Here is a 26984-nt window from a genome sequence, read left to right as displayed (position 1 = left end):
AAACTTCGGGCAATTGGCAATTCAACTCCAATAGTCAGACAACTGTAGCATTTGTAGCTAGTCCGGGAGGGAATATTCCAACGACTGCTTTCCGGCCAGTGCTCTCTCCCGACCGGAAAACCCTGACCTTTTCATTGAGTGGAATTTCTAATAGTAATAGCATAGATGTTGTAACTATTAGCGGGATTGAAGTACAGCCTATATCTGGTGCTGTGGCGTTGCCGTCAACGAGTAGTGTTTTTATAGAAGGAAATCCAAACATAGCCGGCTTAGGGTTAAATACAGCAGTAGCTAATCTTACAATGACCCACGGTGCTGCCAGGCAAATAGTCTTTACCCAACAGCCTACCAACACTGACATTTACACATCAATTGCACCTGCTGTTAGATTCCAAGACCAGTTTGGCAACATAGTTACGACAGGCTCTGGATCAACGGCGTCGGTTTCTATCGCGATCGGAAATAACCCAGTAGGAAGCAACGGTACACTAAGTGGCACAACAACAGTCAATGCAGTAAGCGGTGTTGCTACATTTTCAGGCCTCAGTATCAATGCAGCAGGCACTGGCTATACTTTAGTGGCCTCTAGTAGTGGTTTTACATCTGTTGCAAGCAATGCATTCAATATCAACAGTGTAACACCTACACTTAATGCCATTACAGCTTGTATTACCGAGGGCTCTGGAGCGCAGACATTGGTCTTGTCCGGATCAAACTTCGACCGAAATGCAGTAGCGCGGGTAGATGGAACATCTAGAACAACGGTTTTCAACAATGCCAACCAATTGACGGTTAGCCTGACTGCTGCCGATGTGCAGACAGCTGGCACCAGAACGATTACAGTCCTGAACCCCGGCCCTCCAGACAGTAAGGTTTCAGATGGTCAAACATTAACGATAAGGCCAAACTTTGCAAACGCAACCATCTCCGGCAACTCAACAGCATGCTCAGGACAAACGCTGACTTACACTGTTCCTACAGGATTTACTAGTTACCTATGGCAGATTGGCGAAGGTGCTACCATTGCTTCGTCTTCGGCTAACTCTGCTAGCATAGCATTTAATGCAACAGCGCCGGTAGCTCCTGTTAGAATAACGGTTACTGCAACAAACGCCTGTGGTGTTAGAACAAGCACCTCAAGAGATATAACCGTCAACCAGACACCTAATGCTGAGATAACATACACAGGCGCAACAACTTTCTGTGAAGGTAGCGAACTGGTACTTTCGGCAACTACCGGCACAGGCTATACCTACCAGTGGTTCAATGGTTCTACAGAAGTAGGTACTTCAAGCACCTATACCGCCAATGCAACGGGTAGTTACCGCGTTACTGTCACTTCAGCTGAAGGTTGCTCCAAACAGTCGGAGGCTGTTAACATCACTGTGACGCCTACGCTTGGGCAGGGCGCTATCTCTGGCACCCTGAACTACTGCCAGAATGCTACGGCTTCACTTGTAGGAGGAACTGTGACAGGCGGAGGCAGTGCGAGCATTTCCTATCTGTGGGAGCAGAGCCCTTCAGGCACAGGCAACTGGACAGCCGCTGCAGGCACCAACAATTTGGCGAATTATTCACCTTCCACAGCTTCGGGTGGCACGACATACTATAGAAGAACGATAGCGGGCGGTGGTTGTACGAATACAAGCGATCCTGTTGCCGTTGAGGTAACACCTACCATCGTCAACACGATTTCAGGCGGTGGAAGCGTATGTTCGGGTGCTACGATCAGCAAACTGACAGGAACTTTCTCTGGAGGTCAGGCTGGGGATGTTACCTACCTGTGGGAGCAGAGTCCGACAGGGTCAGCCAGCTCCTGGACTGCAGCAGAAGGCACTAACAACGAAGCAGATTATACCCCGACTCCCAAAACAGTTACAACTAACACGACCACTCTTTACAGACGTACGGTTACATCGGGCTATTGTACCAGCGTATCTGGTACTGTATCTGTTACCGTTACGGCACCTCCAGTAGCAGAGATAGAGCAGGGTACCCAAACCTATTTCTGCCCGGGTGATGTAATTACACTGTCAGCCAAGACTGGGTCAAACTATAGCTATACATGGTATAGAGTGGGGAATACAAATCCTGTAGGTCTTGCACGTTTATTTGACGTCGATCAAACCGGCAATTACTATGTTGAAGTGACAGACGGAAACGGCTGTATAAGCACTTCCTCAACAATCAATGTCGGCTCGACCGTTGTAGACAACAACATCATCAGTGGAACCCAGACCATATGCTACGGTGCCACGCCAGAAGAATTGGATGGCAGCCCAGCTACTTCGGATATACCTGGTGAGGCTGTGCTTTATCAGTGGCAATTTAAAACCGGGAGCGCTGCCTTTGCCAATGTGGCTACAGGCGGAACAGGTGAGAACTATACGCCTGGCAATCTTACTGAAACAACGGTTTATAGACGACTGGCAAGTGTAGGGCAGTGCGTTAGCACAAGCGATGAAGTAACAGTAACTGTTAGACCGGAACTGGTACTGAGCAGTAACCGCACGCCAGCAGCCATCTGCAGCGGCACTAACTTCGATTACACGGCCACCAGCGCCACATCGGGCACCACTTTCAGCTGGGTGCGCCAGTCTGCCGCGGGCATCACGACCACGGCCCCGTCCTCGGGCTCGACGGCCAGTGTGAGCCATGCGCTAACCAACACCACAGCAGCCCCGGTGAACGTGACCTATACCTATACCTTGACAGCCAACGGTTGCACCAACACCCAAGATGTAGTAGTGCGCGTCAACCCAACGCCTGTGCTGAACAGCACGCTCACGCCGGCCATCTGCAGCGGGGTCACCTTCAGCTACACGGCCACCAGCGCCACGGCGACCACCACCTTCAGCTGGGCGCGGCAGACGCTGCCGACGGGCGTCACAGCCACCGGCGCGGCCAGCGGCACTGCGGCTGGCACGGGCAACCAAGTGCTGACCAACTCAGGCACTGCACCGGCGAACGTGACTTACCGCTATACCTTGACAGCCAACGGCTGCACCAACACGCAGGACGTGGTGGTGACGGTGAACCCAACGCCTGTGCTGAGCAGCACGCTCACGCCGGCAGCTATCTGTAGCGGGGATACCTTCAGTTACACGGCCTCCAGCGCCACGTTGAATACCACCTTCAGCTGGGCGCGGCAGACGCTGCCGACGGGCGTCACAGCCACCGGCGCGGCCAGCGGCACTGCGGCTGGCACGGGCAACCAAGTGCTGACCAACTCAGGCACTGCACCAGCGAACGTGACTTACCGCTATACCTTGACAGCCAACGGCTGCACCAACATACAGGATGTGGTGGTGCGCGTCAACCCGACCCCTAAACTGAGCAGCACACTCACACCGGCGGCTATCTGTAGCGGGAACATCTTCAGCTACACGGCCACCAGTGCCACGGCGAACACGACTTTCAGCTGGGTGCGACAAGCAAATGCAGCCATTAATGGAGGTGCTACGTCCAGCGGCTCGACACCTACAATTAACGAAACGCTGACCAGCACCAGCTCCAGCTTTACAAATGTCACATACAGCATCACAATGACAGCCAATGGTTGTCCTCCCAACACACAGGAGGTGGTAGTCCGGGTTAATCCTACTCCGGTGGCTTCCTTCACAGGAGTAACTGAAGGGCAGACCATATATTCTGCTAGCGGTAATATTACCCTTACACCTACCGGAACCACAGGCGGATCATTCTCGATTGCTTCGCCTGCGGGCACTAGCGGCATGAGTTCTGGAGGTGTGCTCAACCCATGCACAGCACTTGGCACCGCTGACGAGAAAACCATTACCATTCGCTATACGGTGACGTCAGGTAGTGGAGGAAACGCCTGTACCTCTACCGCTGACAAGTCAGTTACACTTAAGAAAACTACCTATACCGCTGTAAACTTTGCCACGCCTTTCCCGATCTGTAAAGGCCAGAATACAGAGTATAGAGCTATTGTTTATCGGGATGTTATTGTGGTGCCTGTAACAGATACAAGACACCCAAGCTACAACGAATGGTTTACAGAACCCAATGCGCTCAGAAGAGATGAAGCGTTTAGATACTGGCAGCCTTTTGTAGGAGTGTTACCACTGGATGCAAACGGCAAGCTGCAGCCCGCACCCGCCAGTTTGATCATGAACCCGGATGACGTGGACAAGAGCTCAAGTAACTTGTTCGACTATCAGTGGTACAAAAATGGCACTGCGCTGGGTAATGACAGGGTGACTACAAGACAGGCAGGTTTGTCTGCTACTGATGAGTTTTGGGTCTTGGCAACACCTAAGAATCCATTATACTGTACAGGAAGTTCAGCTGCCCTGCGGTCCAACAGCCTATGGATAAGTACCCCAGCAAACTACAGCTTCACGCTTACGGCAACTAACCCTATTTGCGCAGGGCAAGGCACCAAGCTAACAGCAACTCCAAACGTGAATTTCAACTTCTCGAACGTCAACCTGGAACTGTACTTCTACATCAAAAAAGCGAACTCTCCTGCAGAGGAACCTCCTGTGGTCCTGAATCCGGGTCAGCCGGTTACACAACCTGTTCCTGGCTCCAGCCCAGCTGTGTATGAGTATAATGTGGCTCCGGGTATGATAGAAAACGGGGATGTGATTTCTATCCACTTCCAGACAGATGTGGTAAAATGTCTGACCTCCGGAGACCAGGGAAGCTTCGTCACCATGGTGGTGAACCAGCCACCAGTCATTGCCACGCAGCCATCTGACCGAGCCTTCTGCGCGAACTCGACAGCCACGCTGACGGTAGGAGCCACAGGAACAGGTCTTACCTACCAGTGGTACAAGCGCCCGGGTTCATCTACAACTGGTAATGGTACAGCTGTGGCAAACAATGGAAGAATCTCAGGCGCTACTACAGCTACGTTGACCTTTGACAATGCGCAAGCAGGTGACGCCGGTAACTACTATGTAATTGTGAGTGGTGTTTGTCCATCGCCTGTTACATCAGTCAATGCGCAGCTCACCATTAACCCGGTTACTGTCATGACGGTGCAGCCTGTGGGTGGTGCAATATGCCCAGGCGCAAGCCATACCTTTAATGCCACCGCCACCGGTACCAATGTCACCTACCAATGGTTGAAAAATGGTGTGGCCATTAACGGGGCCACCGGCTCCTCCTATACCATCAGCAATGCCGTGGCAGGCGATGCCGGCGACTACACGGTAAGAGCAACTGGAAACTGTGGCATACTGACCTCCTCAGTAGCTACTCTTATCATCAATACCCTGCCAGCGATTACGACGCAGCCCACTGCTGCGCAGGCCTGTGTGGGCGGAACCGCCAGTTTTAGTGTAGCCGCTTCAGGCACGGGTGTAACGTATCAGTGGCAGAAAAACGGGGGCAACATTACCGGTGCAACAAGCAATACACTAACTCTGACCAGTGTGCAGACTTCTGACGCAGGCAACTATCGGGTTATTGTGTCGGGCACTTGTTCGCCGTCGCAAACCTCTAATGCCGTGGCGCTGACCGTGAATACGCCTCCTGCCATCACAGCGGCTCCTCAACCGGTAACGGTATGCGAGGGGCAGTCGGCATCCTTTAGTGTAGGAGCCACTGGCACAGGTCTGTCCTATGTGTGGCGTAAAAACGGAGACCCGATAACAGGTGCAACCTCTAGTAGCTATACCATCAGCAATGTGAACCGGGCAGACGCAGGTAACTATACCGTGACAGTTTCCGGGACGTGTGGCACTCCTGTAACGACGCTGGGTGCATTGCTCACAGTCGATACCGCCCCGGAAATACAAACACAGCCAGTGGCAGATGTTGTATGTGCCGGAGAAACAGCCACATTCAGCGTAGATGCAGTCGGAACTGGCTTAACATACCAATGGCAGAAGAACGGGGCTAACATTAGTGGTGCGAATAGCAGAATACTAACCTTGAACAATGTGCAGCCAGCCGATGCGGGCAACTATAGAGTTGTTGTAAAAGGTACATGTTCCCCTCTTGGCGAAACATCTGCAGTGGCAGCTCTTACCGTGAATACAGCGCCACAGATCACGGCAGATCCTGAATCGGTTACGGTTTGTGAGGGAAGAGAGAACGTAAGCTTTAGTGTGGTTGCCACGGGTGCGGGCATTACCTACCAGTGGTATCGAAACGGAGCTGCTATATCCGGGGCCAGAGCCAGCACTTACACGGTGCCGGTAGCCAACAACCAGACCGCAGGCAATTACACGGTGTTGGTAGCGGGTACATGCTTCCCGCCTATAACATCGGAGGTAGCCCTGCTGACAGTTAACCCAATGCCAGTAGTCACAGTAAACAGCCCTGCGGCCTGCGAAAGCATGTCGGCGACTGTAACAGCAACGACAAACAATGGCTCAGGCAATTATACCTATAGTTGGGTTGTGCCGAATGGTGTAGCTAATCCAGGTAACGTTGCCAGCTTTGAAACTACTGTAGCTGGGCAATATACCGTGCGGGTAACAGACAGCCAGGCTTGTGAGAGCGTAACACAAACCAGCACGGTGACAATCAACCCTGTCATACAAGCAACCGGCGACATACTCATCTATGATGAAAACGGTGTGCAGGTGATGGATCCTAGGAATATGAAATCCGGGGAGAAGTATACCTTTAAAGTGCAGTCGAATATTCTGGACAACAATGACGCCAACGTTTCCGCGATCGAGTGGTACATGGGAGATGGCTCTGAAAGCGGTTGGGTGCTCAAGCAAACCGGTGGAACTGAATATAAAATGACAGAACCTATGGGTACGCTAAAGGTTTCTATCAGGTGCGATATCCCTAAGAATCCGGGTACCTGCTATTCGCTGCTGGCTGATCGCGCCTTCTCTCTAAGCACCGAAGCTATCGTTCCGCTTCCGGTAGAGTTGATCTACTTCAAAGCCATGAAGCGCGGCAACGACGTGGCCATGGAGTGGGCAACGGCCTCCGAGCAGGACAACAAAGGCTTTGAGGTGCAGGTGTCAACCGATGCGAAAAACTTCCGCAGCCTGGGCTTTGTGGAGTCGAAAGTGCAAACGACTAGCCTCAAGCAGGTCTATACCTTCGTAGACAAGGAAAACGGCAAACACGGTACGCGTTACTACAGACTCAAGCAGGTAGATCTGGACGGTCAGTTCGAGTACTTCAGCACCAAGGCTGTGAGCTTCGGCGAGGTAACCATGAACAAAGTGAAGGCCTACCCAAACCCGTTCGAATCCGAAGTGGAACTCAGCATTGACGCTGAAGGAAAGGGAGACGTGCTCGTGACGGTGACCAATGCCACAGGCCAGCAGTTGCTGCAGCGCACCATCAAGGTAGAGAAGGGGGCTAACGTAGAGAAACTTGTGCTAGACCCGAATCTGCCACGGGGTATCTACATCATCTCCACCCGTATGGGCGACTTCACCAATCATTTCAAATTGCTCAAACAATAGACTATTAGGGTTTAAAGCTGAAAGGGCCGGGTATCTTACCCGGCCCTTTTGCTTTTAGGACGCTGTGATTGGCACCGTGAAGGTTAGCTGTATTGGCAATATAATCGTATGAAGAAATAAATGTAAATAACTGGTAAGTTGCTTCGTGTCAGGTTGGTACAGAAAGTTTTGAGAGAAGTGAGCCCGGTGAAATAAACAGAAACCAAAATCAATATTCGCATGGAAAGGCCAAAACATCCAACAGATTACGAAACAGGCAGACCGCCGAAGGAGCACTACAGAGAAAACAGCCTCCAGGGCATGATCAGGAAGCCAGTCGTTTATATTCCTGTACTACTTATACTCGCTTTACTGGTCATTCTGCTTATCCTGAACAATTCAAAAAATAACCAAATACGCGAAGCACAGGAGCAAGCTGCACAGGAAAAAGAAGAGATGGTGACAAGAGCAAACCAACGGCTCTCCAACAATACCGCCTATTTTCTGAAAACCCTGATGATGCCCTTTTCCTGGGCGGTGCGGACAGCCATGCTCTCAGGCAATGTGGAGCAGGTGGACCAATACCTTTATCAGTTTGTGCAGGAGAAGAACTTTGAACTGATATTGGTAACTGACGCCGAGGGCAAGGTAATCAGTGCGACCAACCAAAAGTATACAGGCGAATCCTTTGCCGACCATTTCGAGGCAAGCTTGCTGAATGGAGACGACACAGTACTGAACACAACCGACTCTACCAGCATAAAAGTGGCGACCCCTATCATGGGGCTGAATTCAAAACTGGGAACGCTATACGCCGTCTACAAGCCTGATCGGCCTTTAGCTGTTGGCAATAAATAAAGTATAGCCACCATGCTGGTTTTAGACTTGGTGTACAATTGGGAAAGTCACAAGTCCGCCTTTATTCAAGGTTGGGAAAACGGCTCTGCTGAAGTTGCAAAATCAACAGAGGGTTTGAGGTTATAAGAGAGGAAATAAAACCTACTCCCGCACCTGCCGCATCACCGAAAAAGAGAAGGGTGCCCAAACGGCAGCCCGGTGTCCCATTGCCTTGAGCCCGCCGTTGGTCCAGCCGTTGCAGGTTTTAAAGAGGTGAAACTTGCCGGTGGCTTCGTAGAAGTTATCCCGGTCATGGTAGCCCTTTCCTTCGATCAACAGAAATTCCCTATCCGGCTGCTGCTGAAAACTATCCAGGATATACTGCACCAGCTGTTGGTACTGCGCTTCGCTTAAAATGACTGCTTGCTGGTATTTGTTTTGCCGCAAAGGCCGTGCGATGTACTCCACGTGCATGGCAGTGCGGGTAGGCCAAAAGAGCGAGGTGAGGGCAGTAGTCAGGGTCAGGTCTTTCCATTCGGGTGTTTCCATGTAAAATTGCCGGTCGCCCCAGCCAAAGCCTACGTGTGTGAACGAGCTGTCAGCACCGGCATAGTCCTGCACATGCAGCTTGCCACGCCAGTCAATAATCTCCGTTTTAACAGGCAATACCAGGTCGGTGTGCACGCCATTATCCGTTACAAAGATCTCTATACCTTGCGTGGCCTGCGCATAAGAACTGTTGACAGGTATACTGCCCAAGACAAGCCCTGCCAGCACGTATAGCACGGTCATCAGGGCCAGACCCGCCAAGAAGGCGGCCAGGCCTTTGCCTGTTTTTCTCCAATAAAGGTACATAGCTATAGGTACGCACATGGCGATTCTACTATCGGGTTTAGAAAAGAAACCGATCAATTCACGCTTAAATTCCCGGATAAAGCAGCCTCACTCCCCGATATCATTGTATAGACAAGCTTTGGGGGTATAAAATTGTCTATTTCAGCTTTTTTGCGCAGATTGTGACTTTATTGAATTTTCCCCTTATCATCTTTTCTAAAAATAAATCATGCAAAATACAATGAGGCGATTTTTCGCTTTTGCTTTGGTGTTGCTAAGCGTGCAGGCGGCCATTGCGCAGCAGGCAGCACTGAAAACACCGGCGCAGTTTCTGGGCTATACCTTGGGAGAGGAGTTCACGACCCATGCCCGTGTGGTAGACTATGTAAATTACCTGGCCCAGCAGGCCCCAAACCGCATCAAGGTACAGGAGTACGGCAAAACTTATGAAGGACGCCCGCTCTTGCTGGCCTATGTAGCCAACGACGAAAACCTGCCCAGGCTGGAGCAGATCCGAGAGAACAACCTGCGCCAGGCCGGTGTGATGAGCGGGCAGGTACAGGGCAAACAGCCGGCCATTGTCTGGATGAGCTACAACATACACGGCAACGAATCGGTGAGCACGGAGTCGGTGATGCAGGTGCTTTACGACCTGGTTGACCCCAATAACCAACAGACAAAAAAATGGCTGGAGAACACAGTCGTGCTGCTAGACCCTTGCGTGAACCCGGACGGTCGTGAGCGCTACGTGCAGTGGTACAAGCAGACGCAGAATCAGGGGGGCAACGCCTCGCCCTATGCCTGGGAGCACCACGAACCGTGGCCAGGCGGAAGGCCAAACCATTATTATTTTGACCTGAACCGGGACTGGGCATGGCAAACGCAAATCGAGTCGAAGCAGCGTTTGGCGAAGTATAACAGCTGGCTCCCACAGGTACACGCCGACTTCCACGAGATGGGTGCCGAATCGCCTTACTATTTCTCGCCGGCCGCTAAACCCCTGCACGAGAGCATTACCCCGTGGCAGCGTCAGTTTCAGTATACCATCGGCGACTACAACCGCCAGTATTTTGACAAGAACAACTGGCTCTACTTCACCCGCGAAAACTTTGACCTGTTCTACCCAAGCTACGGCGATACCTGGCCTACCTTCAACGGAGCCATCGGGATGACCTATGAGCAAGGCGGCTCCGGCCGCGCAGGATTGGCTTACAAAAAGCAGGATGGCGACACACTCACCCTGAAAGACCGTATCACCCACCACCATGCGGCAAGTCTGGCTACCATCCAGGCTACATCCGAGAAGGCCGAGCAACTGACCCAGGAGTTCCGCAAGTATTACGACAATAACCTGAAAAAGCCGGCAGGCAATTACAAAGCCTTTGTGTTCAAAGCGGAAAGCCGCACCGCCGGCAACCTGAAAGCTTTGACTAATTACCTTGACCAGCAGCAGATACAGTACGGCTACGCCGGCAAGAACAGCTCTGCCAGGGGCTTTAACTATGCAACTGGTAAGGAAGAGAGTGTGCGTGTAAATGAGAATGACCTGGTGGTGAGCATGTATCAGCCAAAGTCAACGCTGGTAAAGGTGCTGTTTGAACCCTCCTCTAACCTGGAAGACTCCCTGACCTATGACATTACCTCCTGGGCAATGCCTTATGCTTTCGGTTTGCAGGCTTATGCCCTGAAGAGCCGCCTGGAGCCCGGAAAGCAGCAGCCAGCTAAAGTGGCCCATACACTGGCAGTTGAGCGCCCTTATGCCTACCTGGCCCGGTGGAACAGTCTGCAGGATGTGAAGTTCCTGACCAAACTGATGAGCGAGAAAGTGAAAGTGCGTATGTCCGAAAAGCCGTTTGAGACGGAAGGGAAGCAGTACGATGCGGGCACGCTCATCATCACCCGCACCGGCAACGAAGGGATGGGCGATAAACTCGACGCTACCGTTCGTGCCCTGGCCAGCAAGCATGGGATAGACCTACAGATGACGACAACCGGTTTTGTGAGCAGTGGTGCCGATCTGGGTTCGGGTAGCGTTCGTTACCTTAAAATGCCACGTGTGGCAGTAATGTCCGGGGAGGGCGTGTCGCCTTATGCCTTTGGGGAGATCTGGCATTACTTCGAGCAGCAGATCGGTTATCCTGTGACTGTTTTGGGTACCAGCTACTTTGCCAATGTGCCGCTGCATGAGTTTGATGTGCTCATTTTGCCAGCCGGCTCCTATGCGCGTGTGCTGAATGAGCAGACGCTGGAGCAGGTGAAAAACTGGGTGCGCGGCGGCGGAAAGCTGATCGCCATGGAGAGTGCGGCAGGTTTCCTGGCCGGCAAGAAAGACTTCAGTCTGCAAAAGAAGGGCACCGACGAAGCCGCCGAGAAAGAGAAAGCCAAAGAGGAAAAGGCAGACCCTTACCGTTTGTTGCGTGCCTACGGCGACCGTGAGCGCGACGCCATTTCCGAAGACGTGCAGGGCAGTGTGTTCCGTGTGAACCTCGACAAAACCCACCCGTTGGCTTTCGGCTACGGCGATACGTACTATGCGCTGGTGCGTACCTCTGATACCTTTGAGTTTATGAAAGACGGCTGGAATGTGGGTGTGCTCAAGAAGAACAACTACGCGACCGGTTTTGTGGGGGCCAAAGCCAAGGAAAAACTGAAGGACGCCCTGATCCTTGGCTCACAGCCTATGGGACGTGGGCAAGTGGTATACCTGGCTGATAACCCACTTTTCCGGGGTTTCTGGCATAACGGTAAACTACTTTTCGGCAATGCTGTGTTCCTGGTAGGCCAATAAGCGGTTTAAGTTAATTCCTTCTTTAATATTGAAACAGCGTCACTCTGCTATACCTGGTAGGGCGACGCTGTTTTTATAATTGCCGCTACCCCTTGTACACATATAATTTGTACCTTCACGTTATACCTGAAACACTATTACAAAATCCACCATAAATTATGGATAGAATCATAACAGCCCCACAAGCATCTGAATACGACGAGTTCTTCAACAGCTACATCGGTAACGCCAACACCGATGACTTGCTGACGGCACTCGCTGCGAGCGAAGAGTACATCGTAAATCTTATGCTCTCTCTGAAAGAACAACAGCTAAAGCACCGCTACCAGCCCGGCAAATGGTCGATCAAAGAAATACTGATGCACCTGGCTGATACGGAGCGCATATTTGCCTACCGAGCCCTGTGTTTTGCCCGAAATGATAAGACGGAGTTGCCTGGCTTCGACGAGAATGCTTATGCTGAAGAAAGCAAGTCAGATGCACGTCCCATTACTTCTATCCTGGCTGAGTACGCTGCTGCCCGACAAGCTACGATCGAGTTGTTTAAAGGGTTTGAAGATGAAATGCTGGACCGGAAAGGTACTGCCAGCGGCCGTAGCGTATCAGTGCGTGCCTTGGGTTTTGCTATTCTGGGCCATGAGATACATCACCTGAATATTATAAAACAACGTTACCTCATTTAGAAACAAACAAGGGCAGGCTGAGCCAGTCTGTCGGCACCTGTCTTTTCTTGGACTATACCTTAAAACCAGCCCCTTGTGCTGGTTTTATTGTTATATTTAAATCCATGAATTTAACCAGAAGAAACATTGGATTGATAGTAGCTCCTTTACTGGCTACGGCAATGTGGTGGCTTACGGCAGGACTGGAGCCCGATGCCCGGAAAGTGGCGACCATCATGGTGTTCTGTCTTGCCTTCTGGATGACTGAAGTGATTCCGCTTTCCATGACCGCTTTTCTGGGAGTGCTCCTGGCCGTGATGACAGGTATAGGGGACATCAGCACCGCCTTTCAAAACCTCGGTCACCCGATTATCCTGCTATTTATAGGCAGCTTCCTGCTGGCCCGCTCCATGACCCGCCACGGCCTCGATAAACGAATCGCCCTCTTTATTTTATCCCGGCGGGTTTTTCAGAAAAGCCTGTTCAGTCTGTTTTTGGGTTTTTCGCTGGTGTCGTATATGCTCTCGATGTGGGTGAGCAACTCTGTGACGGTAGCCATGCTGCTGCCTTTGACCATTGGCGTAGTGCAGCTTATTCATGAACCCGGATCACATAAAAGCCCGGCGCCATTCTTTTTGTTAGGTATAGCCTACAGCGCCTCGATTGGGGGCATTAGTACCATCATCGGCTCCCCGCCTAACCTGATCGGGGTAAATTATCTGGCCAAAGAGGGCATACGCATTGATTTTCTGGAGTGGATGATCATGGCCTTGCCGATCTCTTTGAGTTTGTATGCCTTTATGCTGCTGTATGTGCGCTGGTTTCTGAAGAAATTTAGCTTTAGCCTGGCAGGTATAAAAGCTTATGTGGCAGAACATACACAAACGCAACCACCGATCTCGAAGGGCGAACAGATAACTATGGGCGTTTTTGCACTGGCTGTTATACTTTGGTTGAGTCCTGGTGTGTTTAACCTGTTGGGTATGGAAGAGGCTTATACCTTCATGAGCACCTATTTTGCCGAGAGCACGGTGGCTGTGCTGGCGGCCTTGCTGCTGTTCCTGATTCCGCCGGGGCAGGAGAACGAAGGAGAAGGCACACTCACGGGCGACGATCTGCTGAAAATTGACTGGGATACGATTCTTCTTTTTGGGGGAGGTATGGCCTTGGGGCAGTTAGTGGTAAGTTCGGGTTTGGCTGACGTGATCGGAGCCAGCATCACTACTTTTGTTGATCCGGAGCAGCTGTTTCTTTTGGTACTGGTCTTGGTGGGCGGGGTGCTTCTGCTGACAGAAGTGAGTTCGAACACGGCCATCGCCATTACCTTTGTCCCGATTGTGATTGGGGTTCTGAATCAGCTGCAATTGCCGGGGCTATACCCCGTGCTGGGTGTAGTAGTGGCTTGCAGCATGGCTTTTATGCTGCCCGTTGCCACTCCCCCTAATGCGATCGTGTACGGTAGTAAACAAGTGCCCATCAGCACCATGGTGCGTACGGGGCTACTACTCAATATGGTGGCAGCGGCTGTAATTACCTTTTGGGTAACTTTCTATTTGTCGCGCTGATTTTATACCTTGTTCTCTTTGTTCACACTTACATAACGTTTATGCCTAACCAGAGAATTTTCAGAATATTGCTTGCCATCGCCTGTTTTGTCTTCGCAGGCGTAAAAGGCTGGCAGATTATGCAGGGAGTCTACACGTGGATGGATATCTTCTTTTTGATTGCTTTCCTCGGATTCGGGATCATGTATGTGGTACTGCTAAACAGAAGCAGAAAGCAGCAATAGGTAGCGGATTAAAGAAGAAAAGCCTGAAAATCATAGAGTATCTTGGTAGATATTCCTGATTTTCAGGCTTTCAACTTTTAGCCAAAGGTACTCTTTATACGCCCCCATTTTTGACAGGGTTTCAGATGGGTTAGGAAAAATAAAATATTTTTACGGTAGATTCGTTTGTCTGGATCAGGATTAACAGGATTTTAGGATTAGCAGGATTTTCCTGGATACGGGAACAGGATCCAACCACCTCTGATCCCTCTCCCGAACTTGATTCGGGAGAAAAAAGTAGAGACCGGCTGGCCAAGCCAAACAACAATACAAGTTGCTATACTTGTAACTGATGTAGCTACGCTAGCAAAAATCGGATCAAGCAATAGTTAAGCAGCTTACGCCGGGTCCACATCCGCAACAACCCTTATCCCTTTAAAGTCAGGAAGCTGATACAGCTGCTGAATTACCTTCGAAATAGCCTGTTTGGCAGCTCTTAAATTCACGTTCTCACGCGGCAATTTTACATGAATCTCATTCAGAAACAGGTTCCGGATCTTGAAGATGTATGGCACTTCCGGTCCTAGCACCAGCTGGCGACCTAATTGATCGGTCAGATCCTTGGCTAGCACAATGGCGGCATTCTCAGAGATCTTCTCATCGGCATGCTTCACTGTAATTCGGATCATGCGGGCAAAGGGTGGGTAGCCGAAGCGCATGCGCTCCTCTATCTCGTGCTCGTAAAGCGAGGTATAGTCGTTGCTGTGTACTTTCCGGAAGATTGGCTGCAGTGGGTCGCGGGTCTGGATGAGTACCGTGCCCGGTTTGCCTTTACGGCCTGCCCGGCCGCTTACCTGCACAAACAGTTGGTAGGCCCGCTCATGCGCCCTAAAATCCGGGAAATGGATGATACTGTCGGCATTGAGTATACCTACCAGACTCACGTTCTCGAAGTCGAGTCCTTTGGTGACCATCTGCGTGCCGATCAGCACGTTGGTTTTGCCGGTTTCAAAGTCGGCGATGATCTGCTGGTAGCTGTTTTTCTTTTTGGTCGTGTCCAGGTCCATGCGCTGCACCTCAGCGTTTGGCAGCATAAGTTTGAGGTCGTCTTCCACCTTCTCAGTGCCGAAGCCCATACTTTTGAGCGTGGTGGCGCCACAGGCCGGACAATCGTGTGGCATGCGCTCGTGGTAACCGCAGTAGTGGCAGCGTAGTTCGCTGTTATACTTGTGGTAGGAAAGACTCACGGCACAGTGTTTACACTTGGGTATCCAGGAGCACTCGTCGCAGCTGATGAAGGGGGCATAGCCACGGCGGTTCTGGAAGAGAATCACCTGTTCGTTTCGTGCCAGCCGCGTTTCGATGGCTGTAATCAGCTTGCCCGAAAAGTGATTGTGCATGTTTTTCCGGTGCTGTTCTTCGCGCACGTTAATGAGCTCTATTTCCGGAAGCTTCGCCTCGCCGAAGCGTTTGCTCATGGTCACGAGTCCCCAGCGGCCGGTCTTGCAGTTATAGTAGGTCTCGATGGACGGCGTGGCCGAACCCAAGAGTGTTTTGGCGCCTTGCAGGTGGGCCATCATCAGGGCCGTTTCCCGGGCGTTATACCTGGGCGCCGGGTCATACTGCTTGTAGCTGGGCTCGTGCTCCTCGTCTACTATGATCAGCGACAGGTTATGGAAAGGCAGGAAAACAGCCGAACGCACACCCACCACCAGCTGGAAGCGGCCCGAGAGCACGCCTTGCCATACCTCCGCTCTTTCGTTATCCGAAAACTTGGAATGGTAAATGCCCAGCTTGTCGCCAAACACTTTCATGAGGCGGGTCACGATCTGGGCCGTGAGGGCTATCTCCGGCAACAGGTAGAGTACTTGCCCGCCGCCTTCCAGCGCATGCTTGATCAGGTCGATGTATACCTCCGTTTTGCCGCTGCCCGTCACGCCATGCAACAGCACCGTATCCTTCTCCTTGAACAATCCCAGAATTTCATCCTTTGCCTGCTCCTGATGCTCCGACAGTGTCATGGGCTTGAGCGGCACAGAGTTGTCTACCGGGAAACGGGAGATGATCTGGTCGAACTGCTCGAGCACGCCTTTTTTGATGAGCGAGTCAATAGAGGATTTGGAAAGGTGCGGATTGTTGGCCAGTGCACTTTTCTCTATGCCTGCATAGTTCAGGTTGATGTCCTGGTGCACAGGCACCTTCTGAAGATAATTGAGGAGGATGTCAAGTTGCTTTGGCTTGGGTGCGAGCTGGTTAAAGAGTTCCTCCAGCATACCTTCTTCCTGCACAAAATGCTCGGTCAAGCGGATCTTCTTCACCACTTTGGGCGAAAAACGATCGCTTACCTGCTCAAATATGATAATCGCCTCCTTCTGGATGAGCGATTTGATGAATTTGTGGTAACTCTTGATCTGTAACAGATTGCCTACGTCCGAGAAGGTGAGGGCTTGGTTCTGTTGCAAAGCATAGATGATCTTGGCCTCCTGCGTTGCAAAAGGAATATCGTCTTCCTCCGGATTGAAATGCGGATGCAGCTGTATTCGTGACTCACTGCTGAGCTTGAGTGCAGAGGGCAATGCCGCATTGATCACCTCGCCGATGGTGCACATGTAATAGTCCGCGATCCAGCGGAAGAGCTTGAGTTGCGGGGCTGTGACGATTGGCTTGTCGTCGAGCACATCCAGAATATACTTGGCCTGATAGTCTGCAGGGGCGTTTTCGTGGATGTCGGCAACGATGCAGCTGAGTACCCGCTTGGCCCCGAACTGCACAATTACCCGGGCGCCTACAAGCACATCGTCGTTCATTTCGAATGGGATGCGGTAGGTATAGAGCTTTGGCAACGGCAGGGGCAGAATCACATCGGCAAAGAGTGTGACACGGTCCACTGCGGGCTCAGGCGGATAATTGAAATCGAGTAGTTCGGACAAGTTTCAGGTATAGGGTATACCTTACAAAGGTCGTAAAAAAGCCGGTAAATCCCGAAGGCTTTCCATGAGGTATGGCTATACCTGCAACGTTAAGACTGAGACGAATCAGAAACTCAAGCCGGAATTTACAGAATGGACTCAAAGCCTTTACCCATCCTTAGCACTCATGGGAAGGAAAATAAATTGCTTTTGCTCCAAATGCGCCTTTGTGGAGGGACAGGAGTGGGGCAATCGCAACCTTGGTTTAACAGTCAGAGATGAGGGGAATGCTGAGTTTTTTCAGTTGCGAGACTAGCGGTGGCTTTCAAATAAAGTAATGGAGCAGCGCCGTTGTAGGTATAGCAGGGATCATCCTTGCCCTGTTTTAAGTCTCACGACTAGTGTCCTGATACTTGCCAAGGTATACTACAGTGCCGGGAATTTGGGATCTTTCTTAAGTCCCTTTTGTAGCTGCTCCAAAGCTTCGCCGGCTGTGTGTACCGGAAGCTGGCAGGCTTTGTTATAGCACACGTATACCGTGGTTTTGCCATTTACGGCGCTGCGATCCTGCAGCAAGGGGAGGGTGCTTTGCTTGTCGGTGCCGGCCAGCAGCATGTTGGGGATGTAGAAGGAGCTAAGTTCGGAGCGCATTTCCGGTGCCGATTGACCCACAATCGCAACTTCAGCGGTGGGCTCCAGCTTATGGAAGTACAGACAGGCCCAGTTACTCATGTGGCTTGGCTCTTTCACGACCAGCGGTTTGACCTGCGCCAGCATGGCATCGGATAATTGCTGGAAGCGCTCCTCATTGAAGTACAACCCCAATAGGTAGAGGTTAGTCGCCATCACGGAGTTAGAAGAGGGGATCACATTGTCAAGCAGCTCTTTTGTACGGGCCACCAATCTTTGGGCGTTTTGATCAGTGAAGAAGAAGAGCTTTTCCTGTTCGTCGAAGAAGTTGGCCAAGGTATAATGGACGAGTTGCCGGGCTTCCTGCAGGTATTTCTCATCAAACGTGATCTCATATACCCGAATAAGTGCCCGGATGAACAGCGCATAGTCCTCTAAGAAACCCTCGATGGAAGCAGTGCCTTTTTTATAGTTATGGTATAGCCTGTCACCCTTTTTGAAGCGCTGCAGCATGAACTCCGCATTGCGTGTGGCCAAATGCAGGAAATGTTTATTGCCGAAGGTATAGTACGCGTCCGCAAGCCCTTTGAGCATGAGCGCATTCCAGGAGCAAAGAATCTTGTCGTCCAGCCCCGGTCGGATGCGTTTAGCCCGTGCCTCCATCAGCTTCTCTTTCCAGGTTTTTACCATTTCCTCCAATACCTCCAGCTCCAGTTCGTTCTCCTTTGCAAAATGCTCGTCGCTGATCCGACGGTGTAGGATGTTTTGCCCGTGCTCAAAGTTTCCGGTTGTGGTGGCATGATAGTATTTCGTCATGATCGGTTCTTCTTCGCCGACTAAGTCCTGCAATTCTTCTCTGGTGAAAACGTAGAATTTGCCCTCCACGCCTTCGCTGTCTGCGTCGAGCGACGAATAAAAGCCGCCTTCTTCGCTCATAAGTTCCCGCTCCACAAAGGCAATGGTCTCATAGGCTACGTCTTTGTAAAGCGGGTCTTTGGTCAGCAAATAGGCCTCCGCATATAGGCTTACTAACTGGCCGTTATCATAGAGCATTTTCTCGAAGTGAGGCACCAGCCATTTTTCATCCACCGAATAGCGGGCAAAACCACCCCCAATCTGGTCGTAAATTCCGCCATAGGCCATTTCGTGCAGCGTCAGGTTGAGGTGTTTCAGAGCGGTTTCGTCGCCGACATGGTGGTAGTAGCGGAGCAGGAACAGGTAATTGGTAGGCATGGGAAATTTGGGTGCTCTGCCCAAACCGCCGTGTTTCTTGTCGAATTGTTTGGCTAGGTTCTGGTAGAGTTGCTCAAATTCATGCTCACTCACACTGGCCTCACTTTCGTGCAGCCCATACCTGGTCAGCTCACTTTGGTTCAGGTGCTGCACAAACTGCTCGGCTGACTGATCGAGTTCCTGCCGGTTTTTCTGGTATGCTTCGGCAATGTTAAGTAAAAGGGTGACCCACTGTTGCGGAGAAAAATAGGTGCCACCATAGAAAGGCTTTGCGTCCGAGTTCAAAAACACATTCAAGGGCCAGCCTCCCTGTACGCCCATGGCCTGCAGTGCATCCATGTGCACGGCATCCACATCGGGTCGTTCCTCGCGGTCTACTTTGATACACACAAAATGCTCATTCATCACTTTGGCGATCTTATCATTCTCGAAAGACTGGTGCTCCATGACATGGCACCAGTGGCAGGCAGCATAGCCAATGCTCACCAAAATAGGCTTGTCTTCCTGCTTTGCCTTTTGTAGCGCCTCATCACCCCAGGGGTACCAGTCAACCGGATTATGGGCATGCTGTAGCAAATACGGGCTACTCTCTTGTATCAGTCTATTTGGTTTTTTGTTTTTGGCCATTGTCGTCAAGGTTTACTGGCTATAGGCACTCTATACCTACGGGCAAGACCAGTAAAAGTATGCCTATATGGGCCACCGTCCTGAAAGCCAAATGGCTATACCTGTAGCAGTTAACAGACCGTCCTGCAGCAGAAATTAAAGAATGATCTGGCGTTGGAGTACCTGCGCTTCTTCGGAAATGTCCAGGCTATACCGTTGCGATAGGGCATGCAGTTGCTGCAAAGTTTTATTCAAAAAGGATTGATGGGCCTCCGACTGAGGGTGGAAAGGGCGATGTGCCACGGCGCGGCGCATCTTTTCCCATTCTTTTAAAAAAACGAGAAAGCTTTTGTCGAGGTAGGCGTTTGTGAATTTATCCCAGATGTAGTCTTCAGCCACCGCTGTCGGATGCACCATGTCGCGGCCATAAAAACGGTAGTCCCGCAGGTCGTCCATCATTATCTCGAACGCAGGGAAGTAGCTTACCTGTTGGAATGGTTGGGTTAATTGATGGCACAGCACCCGCAGCATCGCCTTACTCACGCTATTGGTTTCGATGGTTTCCTTGATGTGCCGTACCGGGCTAACGGTGAGCAATACCTGCAGCTTGGGGTTGAATTGTCGCAATAAGGCCAACGTGTTTTCAAAATCAGCCTGTATGGTTTCAATCGATAACAACTCACGGTTAAACTGGCGGGCGGGCAGCTTATGGCAATTCGCAACAACCTCACCAGTGCTCTGTAAACGATAACCTATAGCCGTTCCCAATGTGATGATCAGTAGTTTCGCCTGTTTTAGGGCTTTGTTGGTGTGTTCGAGTCGCTCAGAAATAAGTTGTAAGAGCTCTGCGCGGTTAGGGGAGGAGAGGGAGGAGTGCAGATCGTAGGCATACCAGATTCCATCGTGCTGCACCAGATTATTCTCGAAGCTGTGCTGCTGTCCGATGGTAGCCTGTAGCAGACGGCAGACAGAAAGTGGGTTGAAAACCGTTCCAAAAGGGTTTACCAGCACATTCGCTTTGTTTTCGAGTAGTTTACCGCCGATTACTTCCGCAAAGCACGAACCGATAGTAACCATGCCATCCTGCAAAGTCAGGCTCAAGTCACTGGCAGGTATATTTACTTCGGTTCGGAACATAGGCTGACGAGTTTATGAGTTCTGAGTCTTGAGTTCTGAGTTAGTGATCAACGCGGTGTAGTAGGAGAGCATTCTAATTTTTAGAAATAACGTAGTATTGTGTTATCAGAGTAAGAAATATCCCGTTTTGTATTCTAATTCTTAATTCGGTGCAGCCACAGGTATACCGCAAAATAACCGGAAGTGGGCAATAAAAAAAGCGCCCTGCTTTTGGGCAGGGCGCTTTTTTTATTGGTAGCGGCTAAAATTACTCAGCTACTACGTTGAAACGGATCTGGTGCTTCACTTCTTTGTGCAGGTTCAGCGTGGCAGTGTATTCGCCAGCTGTTTTCACTTCCTGATCAAAAGAAATGCGCTTACGGTCTACATCGTGACCTTTTGCCTTAAGAGCCTCAGAAATCTGGTTCGTTGTAACAGAGCCGAAGATCTTGCCAGTTTCACCTACTTTAGTAGGGATTTCCAACGTAAGGTCACCGATCTTATCTGCCACTTCCTGCGCGTCATTCTGGATTTTCTCCAGTTTGTGAGCAGCCTGGCGGATGTTCTCAGCTACGATTTTCTTGTTAGTCTTGTCAGCCAAAACAGCCAGTCCCTGTGGGATAAGGTAGTTACGGCCATATCCTGGCTTTACAGTAACGATATCGTTCTTGTAACCAAGGTTCTTAACGTCATCTTTAAGTATTACTTCCATGTTCGTTACCTCCTTATTTTAAAGAATCAGTTACATAAGGTAAGATAGCCAGGTGACGTGCACGGGCAACAGCCTGAGCAACTTTACGCTGGAACTTCAGGCTAGTGCCTGTCAATCTTCTTGGAAGGATCTTGCCCTGCTCGTTTACGAACTTAAGCAGGAAGTTGCCATCCTTATAGTCGATATACTTGATACCGCTTTTCTTGAAACGGCAGTATTTCTGACGATTCTCTTGCTTGTGTACTCTTTCGTTAACTAGGCTCATTATGCTTTAACCTCCTCTTTTTTAGCCTGTGATTTAAACTCACCTTTTCTTCTGCGCTCGTTGTAAGCAACTGCGTGCTTATCAAGAGCAGTAGTAAGGAAGCGAACAACTTTTTCGTCGCGGCGATAAGCCAGCTCAAGCACATCAATTACAGTAGATGGAGCCTTAAACTCGATGAGGTGGTAGAAACCAGTAGATTTCTTCTGGATTGGGTAAGCAAGCTTATGCAGGCCCCAGTTCTCTTCGTGGATAATGTCGGCGCTATTTTCCTTAAGCACCTGTCTGAACTTCTCGACCGTTTCCTGCATCTGCGTCTCGTTCAACAGAGGCGTCAGAATGAAGACCGTTTCGTAATTTTTTAATTCCATTTGGTTATGAGAATTTTTTGTTTTAGGGTGCAAATATACGGTAAGGATTCTGTAATACAAAAACTTGTGTAGAAATTATGCGTGAGTGCAGGGAATTGAAGAGTGGATAACAACGGATATCCCGCGAGTAGGCTTTTGGGAGCATAACGATTACACACTATATATATATAAGGTAGCCAACTAGAGGGAGTGAACACAAATTGAAAGTTCAACAATTACCTCGGCGCAGGCAAACAAAAGCCCATGGGTATAGGTTCATAAAGTGTAAATTATGTGATTGAGAAATGCCTTTAAAATTGTAGATATTTTCAAGGAAAGACGAGCGTAATGCAAAGGGGTTATTTAGAATAATTTTAATTAAAAAAGGCCCTAGCATTAAATTAATAGCGGAAATAGGTTTAAAAGGATTGTACTCCCGGGGATATTGTGTATAGGGTCAAAAATAAACATATAATATTTGATTAATGGGTTTCAGGTAGTAGATTTGTGCCCGTAAAGTAAATTCACCATTATACTAAACACAAGCGATTCTGGCTATGATTAGCTGTATACTAAGAGCGAAAACCAAATTCTTGATTGCCTTTTTGTTTGCCCTGACGGCTTCCTTCGGGGTGTCTACATCTGGGTATGCGCAGGGCGCAAGTCTACCTGTAGATGATGCAGGTATTGTAAGTGCAGGCGAGTCCCTGTACAAGAATAACTGCGTGGTATGCCACTCTGTGGGAAGCGACGTAGTTGTTGGTCCTGGTCTGAAAGGTGTTAATGAGCGCAGAGCACAGCCTTGGCTGGTGAGCTGGATCAAAAACTCCCAGGCGCTGATCCAGTCCGGAGATAAGGATGCAATCGCGGTTTACAATCAGTTCAACAAGCAGGCGATGCCTTCCTTTGCTTTCTCTGATGATGAGGTGAAAGCTATTCTGACTTACATCAAGTCAGCTGAGGCTGCAGCTGCTGAGGCTCCGGCCGCTGGTGCGGTTGACGCAGCACCAGGCAAAAATGTTGGTACTGATGCTATAGGTGCGATTGGTGGTTACCTGGATATCATCCTGGTAGTGCTGATTATTGTGCTGATCGTGCTGGTCGTGACCCTATTGCTGATTTCTTCACTTCTTAAGAACTATCTTAACAAGAATAAGGAACTGGATGAGTATGACGCAGAGGTTGTTAATCAGCGTTTTGATTTCTCTAAGGTATACAAGTCTAAAGCCGTACGCACACTGGTAGTATTGATCTTTGTGATAGTGCTGCTGGATCTGGCCCTGGGTAAAGTGATGGGTATTGGTATTCAGGAAGGTTATGCGCCGACCCAGCCAATCGCCTTCTCGCACAAACTGCACGCTGGCGAGCATCAGATCGACTGTAACTATTGCCACACGACAGTATATGAGAGCAAGAGCGCAAGTATACCATCAGCGAATATCTGTATGAACTGCCATAGCCAGATCAAAACAGAATCTCCTGAAATCCAAAAGATTTACAAAGCCCTAGAGCGTAACAAGCCGATCGAGTGGGTGCGCATTCATAATTTGCCTGACCTGGCTTACTTCAACCACTCACAGCACACACAGGTTGGTGGAATCGAGTGCCAGACTTGCCACGGTCCTATCCAGGAAATGGAAGTGGTGTACCAGTACTCTCCGCTAACGATGGGCTGGTGTATCGACTGTCACCGTGAAACGCCTCTCAACACAGAAGGGAATGCATATTATGACAACCTGGTGAAATTGCACGAGGAGAGCTCCAAAGGTGCCTTTACAGTGACGTCCAATGGTGGTGCAGAATGTTCTAAGTGCCACTACTAATTAATTAAGATTTAAGGATTCGAGTTTTCTAGATATAATATGCAAGACAGAATAAAATACTGGAAAGGGATAGAGGAGCTTGAGAATACTCCTGGATTCGCGAAAAACGCTCATAATGAGTTTCCAGAATTCCTGCCGATAAACGAAGCAAAAGGAGACGGAGAGTCTTCGGGAGCAACTGCCCCAAGAAGAGATTTCCTAAAACTGTTAGGCTTTGGCCTGGCAGCTGCCACGCTCGCTTCATGTGAGGCGCCTGTAAGAAAGGCAATTCCATACCTGAATAAACCAGTGGATGTAGAGCCAGGTGTAGCAAACTGGTATGCGTCTACTTACTTCAACAACGGCGACTTCAACAGCATCCTGGTGAAGTCACGCGAAGGGCGACCAATCAAAATAGAGCCAAACCCAAGCTCTTCGCTCACGCCAATGGGCACAAGCTCAAAGGCACAGGCATCTGTACTGAGTCTTTATGACAATAACAGACTTCGCACGCCACTGATCAAAGGCAAAGAAGCAGAGTGGAAAAAGGTTGACAGTGAGATTCGTTCAGCACTTTCCCGTGTAAGCGGCAAAGTAGCTTTCGTGTCTTCTACTGTTATCAGCCCCTCTACCAAGCAATTGATCAATGAGTTCGGTGCTAAAACTGGTAATTTCGAGCACGTAACTTACGACGCTAACTCTGCTTCGGCCCTGATAGGAGCGAACGGTGGCGTGGTGCCAGGGTATGACTTCAGCAAGGCGAACATCATTGTGAGCATCGGTGCTGATTTCCTGGGTACATGGGTTGCTCCAATTCCATTTGCAAAACAGTACATCCAAAATAGAAAAGTATCTTCTGACAACCGTAACATGTCACGCCACTACCAGTTCGAGACCATTATGTCTCTGACAGGTGCTAACGCAGACGTACGTGTTCCAATCAAGCCTTCAGAAGAGCTGGCAGTAGTAAAGGCAATCTACAATGGTCTTTCTGGCCAGGGTTCAAGCGCTCCTGCTACTGTAGATAAAAAGGCCATCGACGCGGTTATCAAAGATCTCCGTGCGAACAATGGTCGTGCATTGGTAGTGTCGGGTTCTAACGATCCTGCTGTACAAACGCTTATAACGGCAATCAATAAGTCGATAGGAGCGGAAGGCACAACGATCGATACAGCTGCTCCATACTTTGTGAAGCAGGGTAACGATGCGCAAATGCTGCGTTTGATCGAGGAAATGAACAATGGTAGCGTAGGAGCAGTTTTCTTCTACAGTGCAAACCCTGTTTATGACCATCCACTTGCAGAGCGTGTGGCAAGTGGCCTAAAGCGTGTTGCCTTGAAAGTTTCATTTGCTGACAGGGTAGATGAGACTGCTGCACTGGTTGACTACGTTACGCCAGACAATCATTACCTGGAGTCCTGGAATGACTACGAGCCGAAAAGAGGCTTCCTAAGCCTGGCTCAGCCTGTGATCAGCCCAATCTTCATGACACGCCAGATGCAGGACAGCTTGCTTACCTGGAGTGGCAACAACACCAACTTCTACGAGTACCTGCGCAACAACTGGAGAAAATCTGCTTCAGGAGACTTCAACGCATTCTGGGAGAAAGCCGTGCATGACGGTGTACTGGAGAATGGTACCAGCATGCTTGCTTTAAGCACAGGAGCTGCCAGCACCATGACTGCAGCTGACGCTGCCGGAAGAGCATCCAAAGCTGTAGCCGGAGGCAAAATAGAAGCAGTAGTTTATGAGAAAGTAGCGATTGGTACTGGCTCAGAAGCGAATAACCCATGGTTACAAGAGATGGCTGACCCTATCTCTAAAGCAACTTGGGATAACTACGTTGCTATGTCACAAAGCATGGCAAAAGAAATGGATATCGTGCAGGGCAATGTTATCAAGGTAACATACGCGAATGGTAAAACACTGGAGCTCCCAGCACTTATCCAGCCAGGACAAGCGGCAGGAACAGTAGGTATAGCCATGGGCTATGGCCGTGAGGTGGAATCCATGCCAACTGCTAAAGGTCGGGGTGCTAACGCCTTCCCTATAGCTACGGTAGCTGACAATACTATTCTGTTTGCAGGTGGTGTGCAGCTAGAGAAAACCGGTTCAACTGTTGAGATCGCCCAGATGCAAACGCACCACACGATCATGGATCGTCTGGTTGTGCAGGAAAACACACTGGCTAACTATAAGAAAAACCCGAAAGAAGTAACGGAATACATCCGTATCGCTACGCATGAGGGTCCGGCTAAGCCAGCTGCTATCTCCCTATGGGATGACTACGAATACAAGAACCACCATTGGGGTATGGTAGTTGACCTTAACTCCTGTATCGGTTGTGGTGCTTGTACGATCAGCTGTCAGGCTGAGAATAACATTCCAGTAGTAGGCAAGCAGGAAGTTCTGAACCGTCGTGAAATGCACTGGATGCGTATCGACCGTTACTATAGTGCTGTGGAGCATGAGGCGAAGGATTACCAGACAATGGAAAATCCGGCCGACAATCCAAGCGTTATCTTCCAGCCAATGATGTGCCAGCACTGTAACCATGCTCCATGTGAGACGGTTTGCCCGGTTGCTGCCACAATGCACAGTTCAGAAGGTATCAACCAGATGGCTTATAACCGTTGTGTAGGTACCCGCTATTGCGCTAACAACTGCCCTTATAAAGTTCGTCGTTTCAACTGGTTCGCTTATTCTAACAACGATAAGTTTGACTTCAACATGAACAACGACTTGGGTAAGATGGTGTTGAACCCGGATGTAACGGTTCGTTCCAGAGGTGTAATGGAGAAATGCTCTTTCTGCGTGCAGCGCGTGCAGTTGGGCAAGCTCGAAGCCAAGCGTGAGAACAGAAGACCGGTTGACGGTGAAATCGTGAGTGCCTGTGCGCAGTCATGCCCAACCGACGCGATCATCTTCGGTGATATGCTGGATCCGGAAAGCCGTATTTCTAAGACTCTTGCCCGTGAAAAAGGCGAGCGTGCCTTCCACGTACTGGAAGAACTGAACGTACAGCCGAACGTGACATACCTGACAAAAATTAGAAACTTAGCTTAATTTAAAATTTAGATAGCG

15 protein-coding genes are annotated in these 26984 nt (G+C 50.0%); 8 read left to right on the top strand and 7 right to left on the bottom strand.

What is annotated here, in order from left to right:
* Nucleotides 1–302 precede the first annotated feature (302 nt).
* The gene (locus H9Q13_RS11735; protein WP_191183999.1) at nt 303–7412 is read left to right on the top strand and encodes an immunoglobulin domain-containing protein; all 7110 of its coding nucleotides are present in this window, start codon (nt 303–305) and stop codon (nt 7410–7412) included.
* 219 nt (nt 7413–7631) lie between these two features.
* Nucleotides 7632–8249, top strand: a complete 618-nt coding sequence (locus H9Q13_RS11730) for a hypothetical protein (protein ID WP_191183998.1) — start codon at nt 7632–7634, stop codon at nt 8247–8249.
* A gap of 141 nt (nt 8250–8390) precedes the next feature.
* Here the strand turns inward: H9Q13_RS11730 and H9Q13_RS11725 are convergent, their stop codons facing one another.
* On the bottom strand, nt 8391–9083 hold the full coding sequence (locus tag H9Q13_RS11725) for a TIGR02117 family protein (RefSeq protein WP_191183997.1): 693 nt from the start codon (nt 9081–9083) through the stop codon (nt 8391–8393).
* A 220-nt stretch (nt 9084–9303) separates the two neighbouring features.
* Between H9Q13_RS11725 and H9Q13_RS11720 the strand changes: the two genes are divergently transcribed.
* The 4 genes from H9Q13_RS11720 (at nt 9304) to H9Q13_RS11705 (ending at nt 14301) form a co-directional block, all read left to right on the top strand.
* Nucleotides 9304–11850, top strand: a complete 2547-nt coding sequence (locus H9Q13_RS11720; RefSeq protein WP_191183996.1) for a M14 family metallopeptidase — start codon at nt 9304–9306, stop codon at nt 11848–11850.
* 158 nt (nt 11851–12008) lie between these two features.
* Nucleotides 12009–12533 carry a DinB family protein gene (locus H9Q13_RS11715; RefSeq protein ID WP_191183995.1) on the top strand — a complete coding sequence of 175 codons (525 nt, stop codon included), beginning with the start codon at nt 12009–12011 and terminating at the stop codon, nt 12531–12533.
* 104 nt (nt 12534–12637) lie between these two features.
* Nucleotides 12638–14077, top strand: a complete 1440-nt coding sequence (locus tag H9Q13_RS11710; RefSeq protein WP_191183994.1) for an SLC13 family permease — start codon at nt 12638–12640, stop codon at nt 14075–14077.
* 41 nt (nt 14078–14118) lie between these two features.
* Entirely contained in the window at nt 14119–14301 is a 183-nt protein-coding gene (locus tag H9Q13_RS11705; RefSeq protein WP_191183993.1) for a hypothetical protein, read from the top strand.
* 377 nt (nt 14302–14678) lie between these two features.
* Here H9Q13_RS11705 and priA read toward each other — a convergent pair whose 3' ends face one another.
* From priA to rpsF, 6 genes are all read right to left on the bottom strand, one after another.
* A complete protein-coding gene (gene priA, locus H9Q13_RS11700; protein ID WP_191183992.1) occupies nt 14679–17210 on the bottom strand; it encodes a replication restart helicase PriA in 2532 nt (843 codons plus the stop codon).
* 405 nt (nt 17211–17615) lie between these two features.
* Entirely contained in the window at nt 17616–19679 is a 2064-nt protein-coding gene (locus tag H9Q13_RS11695; RefSeq protein WP_191183991.1) for a thioredoxin domain-containing protein, read from the bottom strand.
* A 135-nt stretch (nt 19680–19814) separates the two neighbouring features.
* Nucleotides 19815–20795, bottom strand: a complete 981-nt coding sequence (locus tag H9Q13_RS11690) for a GSCFA domain-containing protein (RefSeq protein ID WP_191183990.1) — start codon at nt 20793–20795, stop codon at nt 19815–19817.
* A 247-nt stretch (nt 20796–21042) separates the two neighbouring features.
* Entirely contained in the window at nt 21043–21486 is a 444-nt protein-coding gene (gene rplI / locus H9Q13_RS11685; protein ID WP_191183989.1) for a 50S ribosomal protein L9, read from the bottom strand.
* A gap of 13 nt (nt 21487–21499) precedes the next feature.
* Complete coding sequence (rpsR, locus tag H9Q13_RS11680; protein WP_068838643.1) at nt 21500–21751, bottom strand: 30S ribosomal protein S18; 252 nt, start codon at nt 21749–21751, stop codon at nt 21500–21502.
* Nucleotides 21751–22119: a 30S ribosomal protein S6 gene (gene rpsF, locus H9Q13_RS11675; RefSeq protein WP_191183988.1), complete on the bottom strand. Its 369-nt coding sequence runs from the start codon at nt 22117–22119 to the stop codon at nt 21751–21753. Before rpsF ends, rpsR begins: the two co-directional genes overlap by 1 nt.
* 536 nt (nt 22120–22655) lie before the next feature.
* Here rpsF and H9Q13_RS11670 point away from each other — a divergent pair.
* Together H9Q13_RS11670 and H9Q13_RS11665 are read left to right on the top strand one after the other, a co-directional pair.
* Complete coding sequence (locus tag H9Q13_RS11670) at nt 22656–23921, top strand: c-type cytochrome (protein ID WP_191183987.1); 1266 nt, start codon at nt 22656–22658, stop codon at nt 23919–23921.
* Nucleotides 23922–23960: 39 nt separating this feature from the next.
* Complete coding sequence (locus H9Q13_RS11665; RefSeq protein WP_191183986.1) at nt 23961–26966, top strand: TAT-variant-translocated molybdopterin oxidoreductase; 3006 nt, start codon at nt 23961–23963, stop codon at nt 26964–26966.
* Nucleotides 26967–26984: the final 18 nt, after the last annotated feature.

Source organism: Pontibacter aquaedesilientis, from assembly GCF_014773225.1.
GTDB lineage: Bacteria > Bacteroidota > Bacteroidia > Cytophagales > Hymenobacteraceae > Pontibacter > Pontibacter aquaedesilientis.
This window is presented reverse-complemented; position numbering and strand designations above follow the sequence as displayed.

Bases quoted from the DNA above. Each gene is read 5' to 3' on its own strand.
- H9Q13_RS11735 (WP_191183999.1), top strand. From the start codon at position 303: ATGACCCACGGTGCTGCCAGGCAAATAGTCTTTACCCAACAGCCTACC.
- H9Q13_RS11730 (WP_191183998.1), top strand. From the start codon at position 7,632: ATGGAAAGGCCAAAACATCCAACAGATTACGAAACAGGCAGACCGCCG.
- H9Q13_RS11725 (WP_191183997.1), bottom strand. From the start codon at position 9,083: ATGTACCTTTATTGGAGAAAAACAGGCAAAGGCCTGGCCGCCTTCTTG.
- H9Q13_RS11720 (WP_191183996.1), top strand. From the start codon at position 9,304: ATGAGGCGATTTTTCGCTTTTGCTTTGGTGTTGCTAAGCGTGCAGGCG.
- H9Q13_RS11715 (WP_191183995.1), top strand. From the start codon at position 12,009: ATGGATAGAATCATAACAGCCCCACAAGCATCTGAATACGACGAGTTC.
- H9Q13_RS11710 (WP_191183994.1), top strand. From the start codon at position 12,638: ATGAATTTAACCAGAAGAAACATTGGATTGATAGTAGCTCCTTTACTG.
- H9Q13_RS11705 (WP_191183993.1), top strand. From the start codon at position 14,119: ATGCCTAACCAGAGAATTTTCAGAATATTGCTTGCCATCGCCTGTTTT.
- H9Q13_RS11695 (WP_191183991.1), bottom strand. From the start codon at position 19,679: ATGGCCAAAAACAAAAAACCAAATAGACTGATACAAGAGAGTAGCCCG.
- H9Q13_RS11690 (WP_191183990.1), bottom strand. From the start codon at position 20,795: ATGTTCCGAACCGAAGTAAATATACCTGCCAGTGACTTGAGCCTGACT.
- rplI (WP_191183989.1), bottom strand. From the start codon at position 21,486: ATGGAAGTAATACTTAAAGATGACGTTAAGAACCTTGGTTACAAGAAC.
- rpsR (WP_068838643.1), bottom strand. From the start codon at position 21,751: ATGAGCCTAGTTAACGAAAGAGTACACAAGCAAGAGAATCGTCAGAAA.
- rpsF (WP_191183988.1), bottom strand. From the start codon at position 22,119: ATGGAATTAAAAAATTACGAAACGGTCTTCATTCTGACGCCTCTGTTG.
- H9Q13_RS11670 (WP_191183987.1), top strand. From the start codon at position 22,656: ATGATTAGCTGTATACTAAGAGCGAAAACCAAATTCTTGATTGCCTTT.
- H9Q13_RS11665 (WP_191183986.1), top strand. From the start codon at position 23,961: ATGCAAGACAGAATAAAATACTGGAAAGGGATAGAGGAGCTTGAGAAT.